Source organism: Oleiphilus sp. HI0080 (genome assembly GCF_001635135.1).
Genome location: NZ_LWFU01000216.1, coordinates 1 through 324 on the forward strand (window position 1 = coordinate 1; position 324 = coordinate 324).

1 protein-coding gene is annotated in these 324 nt (G+C 45.7%); it reads left to right on the forward strand.

The features are described from left to right. A partial coding sequence (locus A3751_RS23830) for a hypothetical protein (protein WP_369821221.1) occupies positions 1 to 133 on the forward strand: 133 nt, incomplete at its 5' end. Between the last annotated feature and the right edge of the window lie 191 nt (positions 134 to 324).

Below are 324 nucleotides of genomic sequence, written 5' to 3' on the forward strand. Positions count from 1 at the left end.
TCACCCAAAGTTTGGCGAAGGAACTGTTGTGAATTACGAGGGCCGCGGCCCTCACGCACGCATTCAAATTATGTTTCAAGAGCACGGCAATAAGTGGCTTGTGCTTTCCTACGCAAAACTTAGCAAGGTTTAAGATGACAAACCTAGCCCCAGAAGCTGAAATTGACAAAGAAAATGTGCGATCCGTACAACATCCGAACAATACAGCAAATAACAATAAAACGGCGCAAACTATGAATGTTGAAGCAGACTACATAAAGCGCTCAAATGAGCGCATTTCGGCACTGCAACAAGACGTTGCCGAGCGTGAACGAGCAACGCAAA